This window comes from Xanthomonas sp. SHU 308, from assembly GCF_000364645.1.
Classification (GTDB): domain Bacteria; phylum Pseudomonadota; class Gammaproteobacteria; order Xanthomonadales; family Xanthomonadaceae; genus Xanthomonas_A; species Xanthomonas_A sontii.
In genome coordinates, this window is sequence record NZ_AQOK01000843.1 from 1 (window position 1) to 14,550 (window position 14,550).

Sequence of the window (14,550 nt, forward strand, 5' to 3'; positions counted from 1 at the left end):
CCTGCATCGCCGCCAGGCCATCCGGGCCGGAGGCGCGCAGCGCGCGCAGCAGGAAGGTTTCGGCCTGGTCGTCGCGGTGCTGCGCCAGCGCCAGCCATTCGCCGGGCTGCAGCGCCTGCGCGAAGGCGTGGCGCCGTGCTTGCCGCGCGGCCGCTTCCAGGCCATCGCCGCTGTCGCGCGGCACCTGCACCCGCACCACCTGCAGCGGCACCGCCAGCGCGGCGCACAGCTGCGCGCACTGCGCGGCCCAGGCGTCGGCGTCGGCATGCAGGCCGTGGTGCACATGCAGCGCGCGCAGGCCGGCGTGGCGGTACGACGGCTGCTGCGCGAGCAGGTGCAGCAGCACGGTCGAATCCAGCCCGCCGCTGAGGCCGAGCAGCAGCGGCGCCGGTGCCGGATCGGGCAGCGCGGCGGCGAGTGCGGACAACAGGGGCGTAGAGGCGTGCGGCGGCATCGTGTCACTGTAGACGCAAGCGCAGGTCAGCGCGAAGCGTGGCATGGCGACGTCTTTGCGCCTGAGCAGCGTTGTGGGAGGAACTTCAGTTCCGATGCCTTTCAGCTAATCGCGTCGGGACTGAAGTCCCTCCCACAAGAGCAGGTGTCGGCGCTCGGGACTATCCAGACTGCTTGCTCAGCCGTTGCCTGCTCGATGTCGGCCGCCAGTGCGCGACGACCGGCCTGCGGCCAGAGTTCCGACGCCTTGCAGTTCAATGCGTCGGGACTGAAGTCCCTCCCACAAGAGCAGGTGTCGGCACTCGTGGCTGGCCCAAATGCTTGCTCAGCCCGGTGCCCGCTCGATGTTGGTCGCCAGCACGCGACGACTGGCCCGCCGCCAGCGCGCGACGGCGCTTGAAGCCGCGCAACGTGAGGTGGCCCCATGTGGGAGGGACTTCAGTCCCGACGCGGGGATGTCTCACCTCGCGGACGATGCGCTTTCCGCGACATCGCGGGAGATTCAAAGAGACGCGTTGCAGAGAACCAGCCTTGGCGACCTTCTCCGCGACAACGCGGCCATGCCGCACACGATCATCGGCTCATCGGCTCATCGGTTCAGCGCTTGGGCGCCGGCACTTCGCGGTTGTGGCGGTCGATGGAGTACCAGCGGCCACCCTGCATCGGCGTATGATCATCGGTGTCGGGCGTGCCCGCGCTGCAGCCGTCGCAGACCGCGGCGACGCCGTGCTCGAACGGCCAGGCGAAGTCGTGGACCGGCGCGATCACCTCGCGCAGTTGCCGGTCGTAGAAGCCGATGCGGCCGTGAAAGATGCCGCGGGTCAGCCCTTCAGTGAAACCATCCGGACCGTTGTCCCAGGTGATCACCGGCAGGCTGCGGCCGTCGGCGCGTACGTAGTAGAAGCGTGCGCCGACGGTCAGCAGCGCCAGCCCGTCGCGATCGAAGGGCAGGCGTCGCAGCGCCTGTGGCGTCAGTACCAGGCGTTCGTCTGCGCCGAGCCGACAGCCCGGCACGACGTCGCGGTCGGTGGTCGGATCGCCGAGCCGGCAGGCGTCGTCGGGCTGCGCCTGCACAGCGGCTGCGGTTGTCGCCAGTGCGAGCAACGCCGCTGCCGCACGCAGGCGGCCACGGCGCCACGGCCGGGACAGGAGGCGGTTCACTGCGCAGTGGCAGCGCTGGTCATGAACGCCGCCGGCTTGGGCAACTCCACCGGCACCCCGTCGCCGTTGCAGGTGCCGGCCTGGCACAGCCGCGCGCGCAGGGTCGGGGTGGCCTGCACGATCACGTGGTAGATCACGTTCTCTTCCAGACTGCCGCGGAAGGCGTTGCTGCCGGGGCCGCGCGCCCAGATGCCGACGTCGTCGCCGCCATGGGTCTCGGCCTTGGTCGGCACCAGCGCTTCCTGCATGAAATCCGGGCTTTCGGTGTCGACGTGGGTCAAATCCGGGCGGCCGTTGGCCGGCTCGAAATTGCTCGGCGCATGCGGGAAGGTCTTGATGCCGGCCGGCTGCTGGTTGCTGGCGCCGGTGTAGCCGGGGCCGTTGGCGTAGCTGAGCGTGGCATAGGGCTGGCCGTTGCCGTCCAGCGCCAGGTCGCCGGTGTTGGCGTCCTCGCCGCTGGTGCCGCGCACCTTGCCCAGGATCGGGTTGCCACGCTGCGGGTAACCGACGAAGTTCAGCGTATGCGAGTGGTCGGCGGTGACGATGATCAGCGTGTCCTCGGCCGAGGTCGCGTCCGCCGCGGCCTGCACCGCCTGCGACAGGGCGATGGTCTCGTCCAGCGCGCGGTAGGCGTTGCCGGCGTGGTGCGCGTGGTCGATGCGGCCGCCTTCGACCATCAGCACATAGCCGTTCTTGTCCTGCGACAGGGTACGGATCGCGGCCTTGGTCATCTCGGCCAGGCTCGGGTCGCCATTGGCGCTGCGGTCGCGGTCGTGGTCGAATTGCATGTGGTCCGGCTCGAACAGGCCCAGCAGCGCCGGCGCGTTCTGCGCCGCTTCCAGTTGCCCGCGGGTCCACACGTAGGCGCCCTGCGGATGGCGCTGGCGCCATTCGCCGACCAGATCGCGGCCGTCCAGGCGCAGGCCGACCTTGTCGTCGTACTCGGGGTCGCGCTGCTCGACGGTGGTGAACTGGCCGCGGCCGCCGGCCAGCATCACCTGCGGGCCGCGCCCGAAGCGTGCGCTCACCATCTGCTGGGCGATGTCGCGGCAACCCTCGGCCACCGCCTTCTCCGGCAGGTCGGCATCGCTTTCCCAGTTGCGCTCGGGCACGTGCGCGTAGGTCGCGGCCGGGGTGGCGTGGGTCAGGCGGGTGGTGGTGACGATGCCGGTGCCCATGCCGGCGCTGTCGGCCAGTTCCAGCCAGCTCAGCAACTGCTTGCCGAGGCTGTCGGCGCAGGCGTCGCGCTTGCCGGCGGCCACGCCGATCGCGCCCATGTGGGTCTTCACCCCGGTGGTGATCGAGGTCATGGTGCCGGCCGAATCCGGCGTCTGCGAATCGGTGTTGTAGGTCTTGCTCAGCGCGGTGGCCGGGAACGCCTCCCACGACAGCTGGTTCTCCTCGCCCGAGGCGCCCTTGCGCTGACCATCCAGGATGCGCGCGGCGGCGACCGTGGTCAGGCTCATGCCGTCGCCGAGGAACAGGATCACGTTCTTGGCCTTGCCGCGCATCGCACCGTTGTTGGCGGCCTTGGCGGCGCCGCTGCGGTACCACCAGGCCGGGGTCTCGCCGGCCGGATGGGCCACGGCGGGGACGACGATCGGCGCGACGTTGGCGCTGGCGGCCGGCGCATGCGGCGTGCTGGCGCAGGCGCCCAGCAGCAGGGTGGAGGCGGTGGCGAGGGCGGAAACGGGTAGGCGCATACGCAGAACGGGTCCTGAACAACGAAGTCCCCTGCATTATGCCGGCTGCGACAAGGCACGCCGATGACATCGCGCCTTTCCAGCCATGGCGTCGTCGCTGCTGCCGGGGTGCGCTATCGTGCGAAACCCCCGATCTCTCTGGACAGCGTCGATGAAACTGGTGACGGCCTGGTTACGCATTCCGTTCTGGCAGCGCGTGGTCGCCGGCTTCCTGCTGGGCGCCCTGGCGGGCTGGGCGCTGGGCCCGACCGCGGAGACCTGGTTCAAGCCGCTGGGCGATCTGTACGTCACCCTGATCAAGATGATCGCGGTGCCGCTGGTGTTCTTCGCCGTCATCAACGCGATCTCGGCGCTGCACGGGCAGCAGTCGGTGGCCAAGCTGGGCGGGCGCACCTTCCTGTGGTTCGTGGTCACCGCGGCGCTGGCGGTCGGCGTCGGCCTGGCCGTGGGCACGGTGCTGCAGCCGGGCGCCGGCCACCTGGGCCTGCGGGTGGACAGCGCCTGGACCCCGCGCGATGTGCCCAGCCCGGTGCAGGTGCTGCTGGACGTGGTGCCGTCCAACCCGTTCTATGCGCTCACCGGTATCGGCACCAAGACCAATGCCGCCGGCGAGACCGTGCTGGCGGCCGGGCGCGGTTCGATTCTGCCGGTGATCTTCTTCGCCGCGCTGCTGGGCTTTGCCATGGTCAAGCTCGGCGAGCGCGTGGCCGAGGCGCGCAAGCTCACCAAGCAGATGAGCGAGATCATGATCCAGGTCACCCGCTTCGTGCTGGAGATGACCCCGCTCGGCACCTTCGGCCTGATCGCCGCGCTGGTCGGCGGCTACGGCTTCGGCAAGCTGCTGCCGTTCGGCAATTTCGTGCTGGCGCTGTACCTGGCCTGCGCGATCCACATCGTGGTGGTGTACAGCGGCCTGCTGCTGGTGCACGGGCTGAACCCGTGGAAGTTCTTCCGCGGTGCCGCGCCGGGCATGCAGGTGGCCTTCGTCAGTTCCTCCAGCTTCGCCGCGATGCCGGTGGCGCTGCGCTCGATCACCCACAACCTCGGCGTCAACAAGGACTACGCGGCGTTCGCAGTGCCGCTGGGCGCCAGCATCAAGATGGATGGCTGCGGCGCGATCTTCCCGGCGCTGTGCGCGGTGTTCATCGCCCAGTACACCGGCGTGCCGCTGACCGCCAACCAGTATTTCGTTGTGCTGATCGCTTCGGTGCTGGGCAGCTTCGGCACCGCCGGCGTGCCCGGCACCGCGGTGGTGATGGCCACGGTGGTGCTGAGCGCGGCCAACCTGCCGCTGGAGGTGATCGGATACCTGTACGCCATCGACCGCGTGCTGGACATGATGCGCACCATGACCAACGTGACCGGGCAGATGCTGGTGCCGGTGCTGGTGGCCAAGGAGACCGGCCTGCTCGATCGCACCATCTACGAGGCCGCCCCGAGCAATGTCGGCCTGGAAGAACCGCCGGTCGACGGTTCCGGCCAGGTGCGTTGATGCGTCCGTGAGTACGCCTATCGAGAGCCTGCGCGCGCAGCTGCGACAGTTGCCCGGGCTGACGCTGCACGCGGGTGTGCTGGTGCACGACGCGCTGCCGGACGACCCGTTCGAGCAGCGCTACCTGGACGTGCGCCGCCGCGAAGGCCGGCTCTACAGCGACGCCCAGGTGCGCACGCTGCCGCAGCCGCCCGGCGCGCTCGGCGCCAGCCACGAATGGCGGGTGCGCGCCGAATCGTGCCGGCGCCTGTTGCGCCATCTGCGTGCGCGTGGCGGCGACGGTCCTCTGCTGGAACTCGGCTGCGGCAACGGCTGGCTGTCGTATCGCCTGGCCAGCGGCCTGCAGCGCGAAGTCTGCGGCGTGGACGTCAATCGCACCGAACTTGCCCAGGCGGCGCGGGTCTTCGCCGACGCGCCGCGGTTGAGCTTCGTCGCCGGCGACATCCTGCGTTTGCCGCTGCCGGCGCAGCGGTTCGATGTCGTGGTGGTGCCGGCCTGCCTCCAATACTTCGCCGATCCGCGTGCGCTGATCGCACGCCTGCTGCAGCTGCTGCAGCACGACGGCGAACTGCACATCCTCGACAGCCCGTTCTACGCCGACGTCGAGCAAGCCAGGGCCAGCGCCGCGCGCAGCCTGCGCTACTTCAGCGGCCTGGGCTGCGCCGAACTGGCGCAGCAGTACCACCAGCACACCGAGGCGGTACTGGACGGCATCGTGCTGCGCCGCTTGTTCGACCCACGGCGGTTGTCGGTGCGCTGCCTGCGTGCGTTGCGCTGGCGCCAGCCGCACTTTCCGTGGCTGTGCATCCGCAAGCGCGACAATCTCGCGCTGGCCGCGGCCTAGCCGGCGCCGCCGGCTGCCGGCGCGTCTGCGGCGACACCTTATTGCGGCGCCGTTGCGATTGGCGGCGGCGGCGCATGGCAGACTGCCGCCTCCTTCCCTTGCATGGACTCCCGATGAGCGGCACGCAACGCGAACTGACCTTCCGCTTCCTGGCCGAACCGATCGACGTCAACTACGGCGGCAAGGTCCACGGCGGCGTGGTGATGAAGTGGATCGACCAGGTCGGCTATGCCGCGGCGGTGGGCTGGAGCGGCCACTACAGCGTGACCGTGGCGGTGGGTGGCATCCGCTTCGTCTCGCCGATCCGCATCAGCGACATGGTCACGGTCGGCGCCAAGCTGGTCCACACCGGCACCAGCAGCATGCATTTCGCCATCGAGGTGCGCGCCCGCGATCCGATGGGCGGCGAGCCGCGTCTGTGCACGCATTGCATCATCGTGTTCGTGGCCCTGGATGGCGTCGAAGGCCGCCCCACCGCGGTGCCGGCCTGGCATCCGGACACGCCGGAAGACCATCGCCTGGCCGAGTACGCGCAGAAGGTGATGGAGCTGAGCAAGGGCATCGAGGACACCATCGCCCACTACCACGGCTGAGGGCGCGCGCCCGCGCGCTGGCTCAGGCGCGCCAGTCCGCGGGCGCGATGCGGCAGTCGCCGTCGAACAGGCGGCCGCCGTGCACGGCCAGTTCCTGCTGCGCCAGTGCCAGCACCGGCGCACAGTCGGCGTTGGCGAACAGCGTGGCGAAGGCCTGCTCGAAGCGTTGGCCCAAGGCCGGATCCATCCGTGCCAGCAGGCGCGGCACCCACTTGCCGCTGCCGTACCAATGGCCGCGTCCGCGCAGCGCCAGTTCCGCCAGGCGCGGATGCAGCAGGGCGCCGATGGCGAGGATCTCGGCGGCGCTGCGCTCGCCGCACAGGTCGTCGACCAGGTCAGTGATCTCGTAGCGCAGCGTGTCCCGTTGCGCCTGCGTCAGCGGCGGCGGCCCGGCCTGCAGCCGCGCGGCGACTCGGCCTTGCAGGCTGCGTGCGGATTCGGTCGCGGTGCCGACTAAGGTGCCCTCGGCGATCATGTGCAGCAGGCTGGGGCGGCCGCGGGCGGCGTCTTCGTCGACGAACCAGGCCAGCGTGCCCGGGTCGTGCACGAAGGCTTCGACGGGCATGCCGTCGGCGAGGAACGATTCGCGGCGTGCGGACGGCAGGCGCTCATAGACCACGACCAGGTCGAGATCGGAGAGATGCGTGCCTTCGCCGCGCAGGATCGAGCCGGCCGCGAAGCCGAACGCCGCGTCGGCGTAGCGGGTGGACAGCAGCGATTGCGCGATCGCCAACGCCTGGGCGGGCGTGGGCAGGACGTGCTTGGCCGGCATCAGCGCAGCGCCTGCAACTGCGGCCAGGACGCGACCCGGCGGACGGGCTCATCGGCACGGCAGGACTGCGAGGCAGGCGAGGGGCGTGGTGTCATCGAAGTTCCGGTGACGCGATCGAGGCGGACAGCGTATCGTGCCGGCGGGCAATGCGGACGGCGACGATGACCCTCCAGGCGGACAGCGCGGAACTGCAGCGGCAATACGGCGATACACAGCGGCTGGTGCAGCGTAAGTCGCTGCATGCCAAGTACGGCCGCGGCGATTGGTACCCGTGGTTGCGCGCGCAGGTGCCGCTGGCCGCAGACCTGCGCGTGGCCGATATCGGCTGCGGCACCGGCCAGCTGTGGGGCGCGCTCGCCGGGCAGTGGCCGCCATCGCTGGCATTGCAATTGCTGGATCGCTCGCCGGCCATGGTCGCTGCGGCATTGGCGCAGGCGGCGGCGTTGCGGCCACAGGGTGTGGTCGGCGACGCGATGCGCCTGCCGCTGCGCGATGCCAGCATCGACGCCGCACTGGCCGTGCATATGCTCTACCACTTGCCCGATCCGCATGCGGGCGTGCGCGAGCTGCGGCGCATCGTTCGTCCAGGCGCGGTAGTACTGGCGGTGCTCAATGGTCGCGACAACATGCGTCAACTCGCGCAACTGGTCGCTGGGGTGGCCGGTGGCCCGGACCGCGACCCGTCCACCCTGCGCCTGGACGCGGAGGCGGGCGCGCGCCTGTTCGCCATGCACTTCGCACAGGTCCGGGTCGCGCGCTTCGACGACGTGCTGGTCTGCACCGATCCCGAGGACGTCATGGCTTATCTGCAGAGTCTGCCGTTGCCGCCGCAGGCGCACGCGTCAGCCTTGCGGCAGGCGGTAGAGGCGGCGTTTGCGCATGGCGACGGCGCGTTGCGGATCGACAAGGACGTGCGCGCGATCGTTGCCACCGCCTGAGGGCGGCCGCGTCGGTGCCAGTGGCACGACCGCCAGCCGGGCGGCCGCGAAACGCCACAACCAAAAAGGCCGCTGTCCCCAGCGGCCTTTTCTGTGCGGTATCTGCGGAGCGGCGGCTTACATCGCCACGCGGCGCGCCTGCACGAACTTCTCGCCCCAGTAGCCGGAAGTCAACGTGTCCACGCGCACGTCCTTGCCGCGGCTGGGGGCGTGCAGGAAGCGGCCCTCGCCGACGTACAGGCCGACATGGTCGACGCGGCCCTTGCGACCGAAGAACACCAGGTCGCCCGGCGCCAGCGCGTCGCGGTCCTTGATCAGCTGGGCATTGGCCTCGCGGGCCATCTCGCGCGACACGCGCGGCAGCTCGATGCCCAGCGCGGTGCGGAACACGTAGCCGACCAGGCCGCTGCAGTCGAAGCCTTCGGTGTCTTCGCCGCCCCAGCGGTACGGGGTGCCCAGCAGCGCCATGGCGCGCTTGAGCACGGACTGGACCTTGTCGCCGCCCGGCACCACGCCTTCGCGCGGGACCGGCTGGGACACGTCGTAGTTGGCCAGCAGGCGGCTGATGTCGCCGGCGAACATCGCCGAGCGGTCCATCAGCGGAATGGTGTCGTTGGCGGCCAGGTGCGGCAGCAGGGCGGCCAGGGTGGCGGTGGCGGCGGCGTCGGCCTTGCTGCGCGACGGTGCGGGCGCCTGGGCGGCGGCCGGCTTGGCCGACGTGGTGATGTTGGGGGTCTGCGCGGTCGCCTGGGCGGTGGTCGCGGTGGCGCTCACCTGGGCGGGAGCGGGGGCGACGGTCGCGATCGCTTCCGGGACGACGGTGTCGGCGGGAGCGGTCTGGGCCAGGGCCGGAAGGGCCGAGAAACAGAGCGAGGCGGTGCAGAAGAGGCGGAAAGCGGTCCGGCGGGGAACGGCGGGCTTGCCTGGAGAGGTCTGGGCTTCGGTCGTCACGCTTGGATCACAAAATAAAACGATGGGGGATCATGCCTTGTAGACAGAAATAGGAAGTTCAAATAAGGTTAAATTTTCGTAATTATGAATGTGGGTGAAATCACAGTTCAGCGCAAAACCCGCTTTGCGCCGGTGTAGTGGTCCCGCCAGTAGGCCCCGTCCAGTGAATCCAGCCGCACCGTGCCGCCCGTGCTGGGAGCGTGCACGAAGCGGCCTTCACCGACATAAATCCCGACGTGCGTCACATTTCCCGCGCTGCCGAAGAACACCAGGTCGCCGGTGCTCAGGCGCTGCGGGTCGATCCGCGGCCCCTGTACCGCCGCCAGTTCGCGCGAGGTGCGCGGCAGCCGCAGGTCGAGCATGTCGCGATAGACGTAGGCGACCAGGCCGCTGCAGTCGAAGCCGGACTCGGGGGTGTTGCCGCCGTAGCGGTAGGGCGTGCCGACCAGGCCCAGCGCCCGCATCAGCACTGCGTTGGCCGCGCCCGGGTCGGCCGGCGCCACCTGCGGCCACTCGCGCACCGCCACCGGTGCCGGCCGGGTGTGGCGGACCTCGTGGCGTCCGCAGGCCGCCAGCGCGGCGGTGCACAGCAGCGGAAGCCACCACGGGAACGCGCGGCGGCCGCGCGGCGAAACTGGCGTGTTGTGCATGGAGCCGGGATAATGCGCGACCTCAGAAGGCCGCCATCATGGCGGCGCTCCCGGCGGCCGACAAGCCGCCCATCCCGTCTGCCCCCGGCAGCCACAGCGCAGAGTGCACATGAAGATCGAAAAAGACCGCGTCGTCCGTTTCCACTACACCGTTTCGGAAGTCGGTCAAGAACCGATCGAAAGCTCCAAGGACCGCGATCCGCTGGTGATCCTGGTCGGCCACGGCAACATCATCCCGGGCCTGGAGAACGCGATGATGGACAAGGCCGCCGGCGACAGCTTCGGTGTCGACGTGGCCGCCAAGGACGCCTACGGCGAATACCGCGAGGGCCTGAGCCAGCGCGTGCCGAAGAAGCATTTCGGCGCGGTCAAGCTGCAGCCGGGGAGCCAGGTGGTGCTGCAGACCAACTTCGGCCCGCGCGCGGTGACCGTGCAGAAGGTCGGCATGAGCGTGGTCGACGTCGACCTCAACCACCCGATGGCCGGCAAGGACCTGCACTTCGACGTGGAGATCGTCGACGTGCGCGAGGCCAGCGCCGAAGAGATCGAGCACGGCCACGTGCACGGCGACGGCGGCCACCACCATTGAGTGCGTTGATGGCGGTACCGGTCGCGCCGGTGCCGCCAGCCCTGGCGCCGCACGCAGCGGCGCCATCGTGCCGCTGCGGACGCCGGCGGCCTTCCTGATCGCGGCGAGGGACATCGCCGGCCTTCCGCCCGGTGCCGCCTTGGCCACTTCCGCCCCCGTGTTGCAGCCCGTCGCGCCCGCCGAGCGCATCGCCACGCTGGACGTGCTACGCGGTTTCGCCCTGCTGGGCATCCTGCTGATGAACATCGAGGGCTTCGTCGGCCCGCTGGACGCGGCGATGACCGGTCTGGATCCGGCGCTGCGCGGCGCCGACCGCGTCGCCGACGCCCTGGTCTACATCCTGGTGCAGGGCAAGTTCTACACCTTGTTCTCGCTGCTGTTCGGCATGGGCTTCGCGGTGATGGCGCAGCGCGCCGAGACCGCGCGGCGGCCGTTCAGTGGCTTCTTCCTGCGCCGCAGCGCGGGGCTGCTGCTGATCGGCCTGCTGCATGCCGTGCTGCTGTGGTCCGGCGACATCCTGGTCAGCTACGCGCTGCTGGCGTTCATGCTGCTGGCCTTTCGCGAGGCGCCCACGCGCTGGCTGCCGGGCATGGCGCTAGTGGTCTACTTGTTCGCGCCGGCGCTGTGGCTGTTGATCGGCGCCGCCGCCTGGGCGGCGCAGGCCGATCCGCACGGTGCAGCGCAGTGGCATCGGGACATGGCCGAGCAGGCGCAGCACGGCGCGGCGGCGCTGGCGCAGCAGCGCGAGGTGTTCGGCCACGGCAGCTATGCCCAGGCCACTGCGCAACGCGCGCGCGACTTGGTCGAATCGCTGAGCGGGCTGCTGTTCAATGCGCCGACCATCTTCGGCATGTTCCTGCTCGGCGCCTGGTGTGTGCGCAGTGGCCTGGCCGCGCAACCGCAGCGCTTCCCGCGGCTGCTGGCGGTGCTGCGCTGGGGCGTGCTGCCGCTGGGTCTGGCGCTGATGCTGCTGAGCTTCCGGCTGGAGCCGTGGATGGATCCGGCGCGGCTGGATCTGCGCCTGACCTGTGCCTATGCCCTGGCCAGCGTCGCCGGCGGCCTGATGGCGCTGGGCTATGCGGCCTGGCTGGTGCGCGCCGCGCCCGCGTTGCAGTGGCTGGCGCCGGCCGGGCGCATGGCGCTGAGCAACTACCTGCTGCAGTCGTTGGTGTGCACCACGTTGTTCTACGGCTACGGCTTCGGCTATTTCGAGCAACTGCCGCGCGCCTGGCAGATCCCGTTCGCGGTCGCGCTGTTCGCGCTGCAGGTGGCGCTGTCGCACTGGTGGCTGCAGCGGTTCCGCTTCGGCCCGGTGGAGTGGCTGTGGCGCTCGGCCAGCTACCTGCGCTGGCAGCCGATGCGCCGCCGCGACGCGGCCTGAGCGCAGGCGCTGCGGCGGCGTCCTCACATCTGCCGCGCGGCCGCCCATGGCATGCTCCGCGGCGACCGAGACATGCGACAGGACAGCCGATGGACGATGTGAACCGCGCGCACCGCGCCGCGCCCGATGCGACCCCGCCGCGCGCCGAGCGTGCGCCGTGAGCGGGCCGATCCGCGATTACGACCTGCTGGTGCTGGGCGGCGGGTCCGGCGGCCTGGCCACCGCCTTCCGCGCCGCCAGCCATGGCGCACGGGTGGCGATCCTGGAGCCGAGCGCGCTCGGCGGGACCTGCGTCAACGTCGGCTGCGTGCCGAAGAAGGCGATGTGGCTGGCGGCGGATCTGGTCGAACGCATCGACCTGGCGCGCGCGGTCGGCTTCGCCATTCCCGAGGCCACGCTGTCCTGGGCGGAACTGGTGGCGCACCGCCAGGGCTACATCGGCAACATCCACGCCAGCTACCGGCGCCGGCTGGATGCCGACGGCGTGGTGCTGATCCCGCGGCGCGGCCGGCTGGTCGATGCGCACACCGTCGAATGCGACGACGGCGTGCGGGTCAGCGCCAAGCACGTGGTGATCGCCACCGGCGCGCACGCGCTGCGGCCGAACATCGAAGGCGCCGAGCTGGGCCTGGTCTCCGACGACTTCTTCAATCTCTGCGAGGCGCCGCCGCGGGTGGCGATCGTCGGCGGCGGCTATATCGCGGTGGAACTGGCCGGGCTGCTGCAGGCGCTGGGCAGCCGGGTGGAACTGTACGTGCAGGGCGAGCGCCTGCTGGAGCGGTTCGACGCGGAACTGGCACGGCAGCTTGCCGACAACCTGCGCCACCAGGGCGTGCGCCTGCATTTCGGTTACCGCGCCAGCGCCTTGCGCCGCAGCGGCGAGGGCCTGTGCGTGGTCGATGCGCAGGGGCAGCCCGGCGAGAGCGTCGACAAGGTGTTCTTCGCGATCGGGCGCCGCCCCAACACGCGCGACCTCGGCCTGGAAGCGCTGGGCGTACGTCTCGGCGACAAGCACGAGATCGTGGTGGACGCGTACCAGAACACCGACGTGCCGGGGCTGTATGCGATCGGCGACGTGGCCGGCAAGGTCGGCCTGACCCCGGTGGCGATCGCCGCCGGGCGCAAGCTGATGGAACGCGTGTTCGGCGACCGGCCGCAGGCACGGCTGGACTACGAGAACGTGCCCAGCGTGGTGTTCTCGCATCCCCCGCTGGGCCAGGTGGGATTGGGCGAGGAGCAGGCACGCGAGCGCTATGGTGCCGACGCGGTGACCGTGTACCGCAGCAATTTCCGGCCGATGCTGCAGGCGCTGGCCGATTCGCCGCAGCGCAGCCTGTTCAAGCTGGTGTGCGTGGGCGCCGAGGAGCGTGTGGTCGGCTTCCACCTGCTCGGCGATGGGGCCGACGAGATCCTGCAGGGCTTTGCGGTGGCATTGAAGCTGGGCGTGACCAAGCCGCAACTGGAAGACACCGTGGCGATCCATCCGACTTCGGCCGAGGAAGTGGTGCTGATGCGCTGAGGTCGCCGCGATCCGGCGGCTGGTTGGCTGTGGCGCCGTAGAATGGCGGCATGCACGTGTCCTCTTCTCCCTGCCGCGGCGCCGCGCGATGAGCGCGTCCGGCACGTCGGCCACCGTCGCCCCCAACGCTACCCAGGCCAGCCTCGGTGGCGTGCTGCTCGCCGCCGGCGGCGCGATCGCGTTCTCGGGCAAGGCCATCATCGTCAAGCTGGGCTATCGCTATGGCGTCGATGCGGTGACCCTGCTGGCCTTGCGCATGCTGGTGGCGCTGCCGTGCTTCGCGGCGATGGCGCTGTGGGCGGCGCGCCGCGCGCCGCCGCTGCAGGCGGGCGACCGCTGGCGGATCGTCGCCTTGGGCGTGCTCGGCTACTACCTGGCCAGCTTCCTGGATTTCCTCGGTCTGGCCTACATCACCGCGACCCTGGAGCGGCTGATCCTCTATCTCACCCCGACCCTGGTGCTGCTGATCGGCGTGCTGCTGTGGCGGCGGCGTCCGCAGCGGCGCCAGCTGTGGGCGCTGGCGTTGAGTTACCTGGGCGTGTTGCTGGCGTTCGGCCACGACCTGCAGATCGGCGGCGCGCGTACTGCTTGGGGGAGCTTGCTGGTCTTCGGCAGCGCGCTGGCCTATGCGGCCTATCTGGTCGGCAGCGGCCAACTGGTGGCGCGGGTCGGCGCGGTGCGATTGACCGCCTACGCCAGCCTGGTCGCCTGCGCGCTGTGCATCGCCCAGTTCCTGCTGCTGCGGCCGCTGCACGCGCTGGTCCTGCCGACACCGGTCTACGCGCTGTCGCTGCTCAACGGCACGCTGTGCACGGCGGTGCCGGTGCTGGCGACGATGCTGGCGGTGCAGCGCATCGGCTCGGCGCTCGCGTCGCAGATCGGCATGCTCGGCCCGGTCTCCACCATCGTGCTCAGCGTGCTGGTGCTGGGCGAGGCGATGGGGCCGTGGCAGATCGCCGGCACCGTGCTGGTGCTGGGCGGGGTGCTGCTGGTGTCGCGGCCGGTGCGGGCACGGTCGGCATGAGTCCACGGCGGCCGCCCGCAGCGAGCGCGTCGGCGCCGGCCGCAACGGCGGCGGCCGAGGCGCATGCGCGGATCCTGGCGACGATCCGGGCGATCCCGTCGGGCCAGGTGCGTGGCTATGGCGAGGTGGCGATGCTGGCCGGGTTGCCGGGACGTGCGCGGCTGGTGGCGCGTCTACTCGGCGGCAATGCCGATGCCGCGCTGCCCTGGCACCGGGTGCTGCGCAGCGACGGCCGCATCGCCTTTCCGGAAGGCTCGCGCGGCTATCGCGAGCAATGTCAGCGCCTGCGCGCCGAAGGCGTGGCGGTGCAGGGCGGACGGGTGAAGCGTGCGCCGGCGCCGGCGCGCGATCTCGATGCCGAGGTGTGGGGGCCTCGGTAGCGAGGCGCGCCAGAACTGCGGGGCTCGTGTCTCGAAGCGCAGAAGACTCCGGCTGTGAAGGGCTTAGCCCCTCTCCCCCCGGGAGAGGGGTTGGGGTGAG

The 14,550-nt window shown here is 70.6% G+C and carries 15 protein-coding genes; 9 read left to right on the forward strand and 6 right to left on the reverse strand.

All coding sequences use genetic code 11. The annotated features are described in order from the left end of the window. The 3 genes from tilS to D588_RS0121955 form a co-directional block, all read right to left on the reverse strand. Positions 1-430: tRNA lysidine(34) synthetase TilS (gene tilS, locus D588_RS25880; RefSeq protein WP_232764348.1), on the reverse strand; the 430-nt coding region annotated here is incomplete at its 3' end. Positions 431-1,050: 620 nt separating this feature from the next. Then, the gene (locus D588_RS0121950) at positions 1,051-1,527 is read right to left on the reverse strand and encodes a WG repeat-containing protein (RefSeq protein WP_017917530.1); all 477 of its coding nucleotides are present in this window, start codon (positions 1,525-1,527) and stop codon (positions 1,051-1,053) included. Positions 1,528-1,610: 83 nt separating this feature from the next. Then, the gene (locus D588_RS0121955; RefSeq protein ID WP_017917531.1) at positions 1,611-3,317 is read right to left on the reverse strand and encodes an alkaline phosphatase; all 1,707 of its coding nucleotides are present in this window, start codon (positions 3,315-3,317) and stop codon (positions 1,611-1,613) included. A 151-nt stretch (positions 3,318-3,468) separates the two neighbouring features. Here D588_RS0121955 and D588_RS0121960 point away from each other — a divergent pair, with 151 nt between their 5' ends. The 3 genes from D588_RS0121960 (at position 3,469) to D588_RS0121970 (ending at position 6,246) form a co-directional block, all read left to right on the forward strand. After that, positions 3,469-4,809 carry a dicarboxylate/amino acid:cation symporter gene (locus D588_RS0121960; protein WP_017917532.1) on the forward strand — a complete coding sequence of 447 codons (1,341 nt, stop codon included), beginning with the start codon at positions 3,469-3,471 and terminating at the stop codon, positions 4,807-4,809. A 7-nt stretch (positions 4,810-4,816) separates the two neighbouring features. Beyond that, positions 4,817-5,653 carry a class I SAM-dependent methyltransferase gene (locus D588_RS0121965; RefSeq protein ID WP_026143990.1) on the forward strand — a complete coding sequence of 279 codons (837 nt, stop codon included), beginning with the start codon at positions 4,817-4,819 and terminating at the stop codon, positions 5,651-5,653. Positions 5,654-5,766: 113 nt separating this feature from the next. Then, a complete protein-coding gene (locus tag D588_RS0121970) occupies positions 5,767-6,246 on the forward strand; it encodes an acyl-CoA thioesterase (RefSeq protein WP_017909252.1) in 480 nt (159 codons plus the stop codon). Between the two features lie 22 nt (positions 6,247-6,268). Here D588_RS0121970 and D588_RS0121975 read toward each other — a convergent pair whose 3' ends face one another. After that, positions 6,269-7,018 carry a nucleotidyltransferase gene (locus tag D588_RS0121975; RefSeq protein WP_017917534.1) on the reverse strand — a complete coding sequence of 250 codons (750 nt, stop codon included), beginning with the start codon at positions 7,016-7,018 and terminating at the stop codon, positions 6,269-6,271. Positions 7,019-7,179: 161 nt separating this feature from the next. Here D588_RS0121975 and D588_RS0121980 point away from each other — a divergent pair, with 161 nt between their 5' ends. Beyond that, entirely contained in the window at positions 7,180-7,956 is a 777-nt protein-coding gene (locus D588_RS0121980; RefSeq protein ID WP_017917535.1) for a class I SAM-dependent methyltransferase, read from the forward strand. 117 nt (positions 7,957-8,073) lie between these two features. On the opposite strand, the gene D588_RS0121985 is transcribed toward D588_RS0121980, so the two are convergent. Further along, positions 8,074-8,907, reverse strand: coding sequence for a C40 family peptidase (locus D588_RS0121985; RefSeq protein WP_081613625.1), 834 nt, complete (start codon positions 8,905-8,907; stop codon positions 8,074-8,076). A 107-nt stretch (positions 8,908-9,014) separates the two neighbouring features. Then, positions 9,015-9,557: a C40 family peptidase gene (locus D588_RS0121990; protein ID WP_017909248.1), complete on the reverse strand. Its 543-nt coding sequence runs from the start codon at positions 9,555-9,557 to the stop codon at positions 9,015-9,017. Between the two features lie 109 nt (positions 9,558-9,666). On the opposite strand from D588_RS0121990, the gene D588_RS0122000 reads away from it, so the two are divergent. The 5 genes from D588_RS0122000 (at position 9,667) to D588_RS0122020 (ending at position 14,450) form a co-directional block, all read left to right on the forward strand. Then, positions 9,667-10,146, forward strand: coding sequence for a peptidylprolyl isomerase (locus D588_RS0122000; protein ID WP_017909247.1), 480 nt, complete (start codon positions 9,667-9,669; stop codon positions 10,144-10,146). 157 nt (positions 10,147-10,303) lie between these two features. Further along, entirely contained in the window at positions 10,304-11,527 is a 1,224-nt protein-coding gene (locus D588_RS0122005) for a DUF418 domain-containing protein (protein WP_017917537.1), read from the forward strand. A 157-nt stretch (positions 11,528-11,684) separates the two neighbouring features. Continuing rightward, entirely contained in the window at positions 11,685-13,046 is a 1,362-nt protein-coding gene (gene gorA / locus D588_RS0122010; protein WP_017917538.1) for a glutathione-disulfide reductase, read from the forward strand. A gap of 88 nt (positions 13,047-13,134) precedes the next feature. Further along, the gene (locus D588_RS0122015) at positions 13,135-14,070 is read left to right on the forward strand and encodes a DMT family transporter (RefSeq protein WP_017917539.1); all 936 of its coding nucleotides are present in this window, start codon (positions 13,135-13,137) and stop codon (positions 14,068-14,070) included. Then, positions 14,067-14,450 carry an MGMT family protein gene (locus D588_RS0122020; RefSeq protein WP_026143991.1) on the forward strand — a complete coding sequence of 128 codons (384 nt, stop codon included), beginning with the start codon at positions 14,067-14,069 and terminating at the stop codon, positions 14,448-14,450. Before D588_RS0122015 ends, D588_RS0122020 begins: the two co-directional genes overlap by 4 nt. Positions 14,451-14,550: the final 100 nt, after the last annotated feature.

Excerpts from the sequence above, each read along its gene's own strand:
- D588_RS0121955 (WP_017917531.1), bottom strand. The coding sequence starts at position 3,317 with ATGCGCCTACCCGTTTCCGCCCTCGCCACCGCCTCCACCCTGCTGCTG.
- D588_RS0121960 (WP_017917532.1), top strand. The coding sequence starts at position 3,469 with ATGAAACTGGTGACGGCCTGGTTACGCATTCCGTTCTGGCAGCGCGTG.
- D588_RS0121970 (WP_017909252.1), top strand. The coding sequence starts at position 5,767 with ATGAGCGGCACGCAACGCGAACTGACCTTCCGCTTCCTGGCCGAACCG.
- D588_RS0121975 (WP_017917534.1), bottom strand. The coding sequence starts at position 7,018 with ATGCCGGCCAAGCACGTCCTGCCCACGCCCGCCCAGGCGTTGGCGATC.
- D588_RS0121980 (WP_017917535.1), top strand. The coding sequence starts at position 7,180 with ATGACCCTCCAGGCGGACAGCGCGGAACTGCAGCGGCAATACGGCGAT.
- D588_RS0121990 (WP_017909248.1), bottom strand. The coding sequence starts at position 9,557 with ATGCACAACACGCCAGTTTCGCCGCGCGGCCGCCGCGCGTTCCCGTGG.
- D588_RS0122000 (WP_017909247.1), top strand. The coding sequence starts at position 9,667 with ATGAAGATCGAAAAAGACCGCGTCGTCCGTTTCCACTACACCGTTTCG.
- D588_RS0122015 (WP_017917539.1), top strand. The coding sequence starts at position 13,135 with ATGAGCGCGTCCGGCACGTCGGCCACCGTCGCCCCCAACGCTACCCAG.
- D588_RS0122020 (WP_026143991.1), top strand. The coding sequence starts at position 14,067 with ATGAGTCCACGGCGGCCGCCCGCAGCGAGCGCGTCGGCGCCGGCCGCA.